General features: G+C 43.1%; 5 protein-coding genes. All 5 read left to right on the top strand.

From position 1 onward, the window contains the following. Positions 1-183: 183 nt before the first annotated feature. Positions 184-1,338 carry a hypothetical protein gene (locus tag JHD74_RS25205; RefSeq protein WP_199063812.1) on the top strand — a complete coding sequence of 385 codons (1,155 nt, stop codon included), beginning with the start codon at positions 184-186 and terminating at the stop codon, positions 1,336-1,338. A gap of 179 nt (positions 1,339-1,517) precedes the next feature. Then, positions 1,518-2,096 (top strand): acyltransferase, encoded by a 579-nt coding sequence (locus tag JHD74_RS25200; protein WP_199063811.1) that lies wholly within the window; start codon positions 1,518-1,520, stop codon positions 2,094-2,096. Between the two features lie 305 nt (positions 2,097-2,401). Further along, positions 2,402-3,424 carry a UDP-glucose 4-epimerase GalE gene (gene galE / locus JHD74_RS25195; RefSeq protein WP_199063810.1) on the top strand — a complete coding sequence of 341 codons (1,023 nt, stop codon included), beginning with the start codon at positions 2,402-2,404 and terminating at the stop codon, positions 3,422-3,424. Positions 3,425-4,089: 665 nt separating this feature from the next. Continuing rightward, the gene (locus JHD74_RS25190) at positions 4,090-5,499 is read left to right on the top strand and encodes a mannose-1-phosphate guanylyltransferase/mannose-6-phosphate isomerase (protein ID WP_199063809.1); all 1,410 of its coding nucleotides are present in this window, start codon (positions 4,090-4,092) and stop codon (positions 5,497-5,499) included. A 14-nt stretch (positions 5,500-5,513) separates the two neighbouring features. Beyond that, the coding region (gene cpsG, locus JHD74_RS25185) for a phosphomannomutase CpsG (RefSeq protein ID WP_199063808.1) at positions 5,514-6,917 on the top strand (1,404 nt) is incomplete at its 3' end.

Below are 6,917 nucleotides of genomic sequence, written 5' to 3'. Positions count from 1 at the left end.
CGTTGTCTCGGAGTTCTTTATAAAACACACAACTCATTAATTGATCTCGATTATGGAGTGATATCATTAAAAGTAAATGAAACTTGGTATTTGCAACTAGTTGTTGATAATAATAAATAATCACATCAAATTTTAGATGCTATGGTTAAATGTATTGATAACTAATATCTAAACATACAAAACATGTTGGACTCAGTACCTGCATTCGGTAAAGTTTACTTCGATAATTCAAAGATTTATTATAATGATTTCGTTCAGGATGGGGGGGGAGCTCATACTTGGACTCGAACAAAACCAATTGATATGTTTTGTAACCATGCTCTTTTAACTAGGAGAACTCCTGTTCGTATAGGGTATAACGATAATAAATCTAGCATCTTGAAATTCACGGGTGAAGGACCCTTCAATATATACCAACCAAAAATATCTGGTAATAATCCGATTGGTAAAATACAAAATCATCATTTTAATGAAACTGATTTCCTTGGGTATGCTATATGTCAGTGTCAGGATTTTGGCATTTTCGTATTTAATGCATCGAAAGTAAATATCTTAGATGCTGATATATCGTGCTGTTCGTTCAATATTTGGATTGAGCATACTACAGATATCAAAGTTACTGGGCGCCTTACTCAATCAGGTCAAGTTGTTCCTAATATTACACCTAGCGATTTGGCTTATGGAGCTGGTATTAAGTTATTAAACTCTCTACGCTTTAATATAGATGTAATAGGTGAGTATAATACGAATGCAACTGTTGAAATAGAACCTAATAATAGTGATGGAATCGTTAGGGTGATTTCAAATAATAATTTGAGCAATGGCTTGGTAATCTATAATAGTGAGAGAATAAATTTCGAAGCATATACTAAAAATACTCACTCTGGTAATGGTACCTATATTATCTCAAATATAGGTGGTGTGACAAAAGATATTAAAGGGGTTTCAGTCACTGATGGTTGCTCTTGGATAGGAACTTATATAGAGTTGCGAGAGGGAACAATTGATGAAATGGAAAATGTAAATATAATTAGTAAAAGCACTCGCTGTGATAACTATGGGTTTGCTGTTAATAATGCCTCAACTGAGAAATATCTTCGCGGTCTCGTTGTCAACTATGTAGGGTGTAATAATGGTTTGAAAACTGGTGGTTATGATGTCAGGCTATTTGGGAGAATAGATGGAACTCTAAATGGGTCAATTGTAAATTCGCCCCAAGGTATTTTTTCAGGAGGCGAAGGTAACCACCTTACAGTTAATATGAAGGTGATTGATGTTAAACGGAATGCATACGCAACTGATAAAAACGCCAATGTTAAATTTTTAAAGAAAAATTGAAATATATTTTTCATATAAAGTTTTAAAATGTATGTGTTTATAGTAATTTGAAGAAATTTTTTATACATTAACTTCGATATATCCTAGTGTGATGGGCATTTTTTGTTGTACGATTCCACTTACTTAGTTGCAATACTCTTCGGTTATTTCACTTGTCCTGTATTTTACGGAGATTTAATATGAATAATGAGGTTTTTAACCCTGGATACTATAATGAGTATGATCTTAGGAGTTACGGAATAAAATCAGTCGGTAAAAATGTACTGATAGCAAAAAACTGTACAATCGTTGGTATTGAGAATGTTAGGATCGGTGATAACGTAAGAATTGATGGTTTCTCCACAATTATTGCTGCAGGAGATGGTTTTTTAAATATTGGTTCATATGTGCATATTGGGGGGTATTCTGCTATTTTCGCCGGGGCAGGTGTGGTCATGCAGGATTTTTGTGGATTGTCTCAATCAGTAAAAATATATTCAAAAAGTGACGACTATAGTGGCAATTTTATGACAAACCCAACTGTACCATCGAACTTAACAGGTGTTGTATCAGGGGAGGTTTCTATAGGCCGCCATGCGATTATTGGTTCTCAGTCTATTATTATGCCAAAAGTAATTATCGCAGAAGGAACTGCGGTTGGTGCAAATTCTCTCATAATGAAGCACACAGAAGAGTGGTCTATATATTTTGGCTCTCCAGCTAAAAAAATAAAAAATAGAAAGCGAAATCCATTAATGTTAGAAGAGCAATTGAAGTGATTTTCCATGGTGATTTTTATTATTGTCAGAATCTTCATGTTTTAAAATGTGTCTATTTTTTACTGGAGTAGGGTCGTGTAGTTGATTGTAAAAAGACTGAATTCTCTATTGTTATGTTAATCTTTTATAGAGGTTATTTTTACACTTTGATTTTCGTGAATTATTTCTGTAAGACTCCTTTCTTATTTTATTTAATTATCCAATAGTTACACTAAATCCGCTAGTCGCTAAACTTTTAATGAGTAGAATAGAAGGCTACAGGTTTCTGATTCTATGCGCGCCCAGCGCGCACAAAAGGGGTAACAATGGCAATTCTAGTCACCGGCGGAGCCGGCTACATCGGTTCCCACACCGTTCTGGCCCTGCTGGAACGAGGAGAGGAGGTTGTGGTTCTAGACAACCTCTCGAACTCATCCGAAGAGTCACTGCACCGTGTGGAGCAGCTAACAGGTAAAGCAGCCATCTTCTACCAAGGCGACATTCAAGATCCGCAGTGTCTGAACCGTATCTTCGATGGCCACCGTATCTCAGCGGTGATCCACTTTGCTGGCCTCAAAGCAGTAGGGGAGTCCACCCGCAAACCGTTAGAGTATTATCAGAACAACGTCTCTGGCACCCTGGTGCTCCTGGATGAGATGCGTCGTGCCGGAGTTCACCAGTTTATCTTCAGCTCTTCGGCCACTGTTTATGGTGCTAACTCTCCAGTACCTTATGTTGAAACCACGCCTATTGGTGGTACGACTAGCCCGTATGGCACATCAAAACTGATGGTTGAGCAGATCCTGCAGGACTTCGCGAAGGCTGAGCCGCAGTTCTCGATTATCGCGTTACGTTACTTCAACCCAGTTGGTGCTCATGAGTCTGGCCTGATCGGCGAAGATCCCAATGGCATCCCTAACAACCTGTTGCCTTACATCTCGCAGGTTGCTATCGGCAAGCTGGAGAAGCTGGGTGTTTTCGGTGGCGATTATCCAACGGAAGACGGTACCGGCGTGCGTGACTACATTCACGTGATGGATCTGGCGGAAGGCCACCTGATGGCAATGGATCATTTGAAGAAGGTCGAAGGGTTCAAGGCTTACAACTTGGGAGCCGGTATTGGGTTCTCCGTGTTGGAAATGGTGCATGCTTTCGAGAAAGCCTCCGGTGTCGCTATCCCTTATCAGATCTTGCCGCGCCGCGATGGTGATTTACCAGCATTCTGGGCCGACGCCAACCTGGCGCGCCAAGAGTTGGGCTGGGAAGTGAGTCGTGGTATCGACGAGATGATGCGTGATACCTGGAACTGGCAGAAGAACAACCCACAGGGATACACTAGTAAAAACTAAGAAAATTCTTTAATATAACGCATTCTTAAAAGCCCATTTATGGGCTTTTTTTTCGCCCTTGCAATGATAAGGCGGCTATCTATTTGCAGGCTTTGTTACAGAATTTATGGATTTCTTCGATCTTAATTAATTGATATAAAAAAAATTTGCTAATAGAGCAGGCGGGTAGCTCAATAAACCAACAACCGTCTTCAGATTAAACTGAAAGAGCGGACAATGTACAGGTGTTTTGTCCGCTTAGGTGGTAGCATACGCAACAAAAATCTCGTCCAATGGGCATAAGTACGCGTTTAAGTAATGATCGTGTGCCTTGTTGTATGCTTAACTTAGCGTAAGGATTGGACAAAACGCAAAATTTATACTTTATTTTCAGTCTATTGGTAGCTGTTGAGCCAAGGGCGGTAGCGTGCTTTTTTGATCTGGCTGTGAGTAAAATGGCTTTTTGGTTGTTTTTTGACCTCACCTCTACGGTCAACCATTATACTTCATGATGTAACAAAGTATGAGGGTTTGGGTGAAAATCGGAATAATGGCATACTGATTGCCAAGAGGATTAAGACTGAGTGATGATCTAAGAAAGCGAGTTAAAGACTGCGATTGGCGTATTTTTATTAAGTGATTGTATTACTTGAAGCTTTTCAGCTTAACGTAATAAAGGATAAATAATGTTACTACCCGTAATTATGGCAGGCGGCACTGGCAGTCGTTTATGGCCAATGTCCCGTGAACTCCATCCCAAGCAATTTCTGCGTTTGCATAGCATCCATTCAATGCTGCAAGAGACGTTAAAGCGGCTTGATGGTGTCGGCGTCAGTGAGCCTGTTGTAATCTGTAACGAAGATCACCGCTTTATGGTTGCTGAACAACTTCGGCAGATCGACATGTTATCCCACAACATCATTCTGGAACCGGTAGGGCGTAACACGGCTCCGGCGATAGCCTTGGCCGCATTGAATGCCATTGCCCAGGGCAACGACCCTATCATGCTGGTGTTGGCGGCCGACCACATTATCAACGATGTCGAAGCATTCCATCGTGCCATTGACCTGGCACTGCCACATGCGGCTGCAAAGAGTCTGGTCACTTTTGGTATCGTCCCCACCGGGCCGGAAACGGGTTACGGGTATATTCAACGTGGGGAATGTAAGAATGGTTCGGTGGCTGCGCCTGTTCAACGGTTTGTAGAGAAGCCTGACAGCGAGACGGCACAAAGCTATATCGAAACCGGTGAATACTACTGGAATAGCGGCATGTTCATGTTTCGTGCCAAGCGCTATCTGGAAGAGCTGGAAAAATTCCGCCCAGATATCCTTGCGGCTTGCCGTGATGCGCTTGATAACACCGAATGCGATAAAAACTTTATCAATGTTGATCGCGATGCGTTTTCTGCCTGCCCGGATGACTCGGTTGACTATGCGGTAATGGAGAAGACTCACGATGCGGTGGTCATTCCTCTAGATGCTGGTTGGAGTGACGTCGGATCTTGGTCGGCGTTGTGGGAAGTAAGCAAGAAAGACTCGGCGGGTAATGCGCTAACCGGGGATACTTTCCTCTATGACTCCCGTGACTGCTACATCAACACTGACGAGAAGCTTGTCGCTGCTGTAGGTGTTGAAAACCTGGTGATTGTTAACACCAAAGATGCCGTTCTGGTAGTCGATAGATCCAAGGTTCAAGATGTTAAAAAGATTGTTGAACATCTGAAGAAGAACAAGCGTAGTGAATATCGCCGGCATCGTGAAGTGTATCGTCCATGGGGGCGTTGCGACATCTTGGTTGCCGAGAAACGTTTTAACGTCAATCGTATTACTGTGAATCCGGGTGAGGCGTTCTCTTTGCAAATGCATCACCATCGCGCTGAGCATTGGGTCGTGCTTTCCGGCACCGCGAGAGTGACTACTGGCGATAAGACGTTCTTGATTACCGAGAATCAGTCAACATTCATCCCAGTTGCGGTTATCCATCGTTTAGAAAACCCAGGAAACATTCCGCTAGAATTGATTGAGATTCAGTCTGGCTCTTATCTTGGGGACGACGACGTTATCCGCATAAAAGATCACTACGGGCGTTGCTAATTTTTGAGGTTTTAATGAACAGTTTAACATGCTTTAAGGCTTATGATATTCGCGGTCAACTTGGTGAAGAGTTAAACGAAGATATTGCTTACCGCATCGGGCGAGCCTATGGCGAATATTTAAAGCCAAAGCGCATTATCGTGGGTGGCGATGTGCGTTTGACTAGTGAAGCATTAAAATTGGCTTTGGCTAATGGCCTGCGTGATGCCGGAGCTGATGTTTTTGACATTGGGCTAAGTGGGACAGAGGAAGTTTACTTTGCCACATTCCATCTCAATATGGATGGTGGAATCGAGGTTACAGCAAGCCACAACCCTATGAACTATAACGGTATGAAGCTGGTGCGTGAGAATGCACAACCTATCAGTGGCGACACAGGCCTGTTTGCGATTAAGGAATTGGCCGAAGTGAATAACTTCGCTCCGGTTGATGAAAGCAAACGTGGTAGCTATCAGCAGATCTCCATTCTGAATGATTATGTAGATCATCTGTTAGGGTACATTGATACCAAGACGCTAAGCCCAATGAAGTTGGTGATCAACTCAGGGAATGGTGCTGCCGGCCATGTGATCGATGAGATTGAACGGCGTTTCAAGCAAGATAATGTGCCCGTTTCCTTTGTTAAGGTCCATAACCAGCCGGACGGCCAATTCCCAAATGGTATTCCCAACCCCTTGTTGCCAGAGTGTCGTGCTGATACCGCAAAAGCGGTATTGGAGCACCAGGCTGATATGGGGATCGCGTTTGATGGCGATTTCGATCGCTGTTTCCTATTTGATGAAAACGCAACCTTCATTGAAGGCTACTATATCGTTGGTTTATTAGCCGAAGCATTTTTACAAACCAATCCCGGTGCCAAGATTATTCACGACCCGCGGTTGTCATGGAATACCATTGATATTGTCAACCAGGCTGGCGGGGTACCGGTTATGTCTAAGACCGGTCATGCATTTATCAAAGAGCGTATGCGTAAAGAAGATGCCGTTTACGGTGGGGAAATGAGCGCGCATCACTATTTCCGCGACTTCGCCTACTGTGATAGTGGGATGATCCCGTGGTTGTTGGTGGCAAGTTTGCTTTCGGCTAAAGGAAAGGCGTTGAGCCAGTTGGTTGGGGAGCGTATTGCCCAGTACCCATGTAGCGGGGAGATCAATTATAAAGTCAGCAGCGCTGAAAGCCTGCTAAAAGAAATAGAAATTATTTATGGGCTTAATGCAGTCGTTGACAAAACTGATGGTCTTTCAATTGAGTTCCATGATTGGCGTTTTAACGTTCGCTGCTCTAATACCGAAGCCTTACTAAGGCTTAATGTTGAAGCCAAGAGTGATGGAAATATAGTTTCTGTCTCTTATACACATCTAAAAGGGGGGGGGGGGGGGGGGGGGGGGGGGGGGGGGGGGGGGGGGGGGGGGGGGGGG

The organism is Serratia sp. ASV30, assembly GCF_016428815.1.
GTDB lineage: Bacteria > Pseudomonadota > Gammaproteobacteria > Enterobacterales > Enterobacteriaceae > Chania > Chania fonticola_C.
This window is presented reverse-complemented; position numbering and strand designations above follow the sequence as displayed.

Bases quoted from the DNA above. Each gene is read 5' to 3' on its own strand.
- JHD74_RS25205 (WP_199063812.1), top strand. From the start codon at position 184: ATGTTGGACTCAGTACCTGCATTCGGTAAAGTTTACTTCGATAATTCA.
- JHD74_RS25200 (WP_199063811.1), top strand. From the start codon at position 1,518: ATGAATAATGAGGTTTTTAACCCTGGATACTATAATGAGTATGATCTT.
- galE (WP_199063810.1), top strand. From the start codon at position 2,402: ATGGCAATTCTAGTCACCGGCGGAGCCGGCTACATCGGTTCCCACACC.
- JHD74_RS25190 (WP_199063809.1), top strand. From the start codon at position 4,090: ATGTTACTACCCGTAATTATGGCAGGCGGCACTGGCAGTCGTTTATGG.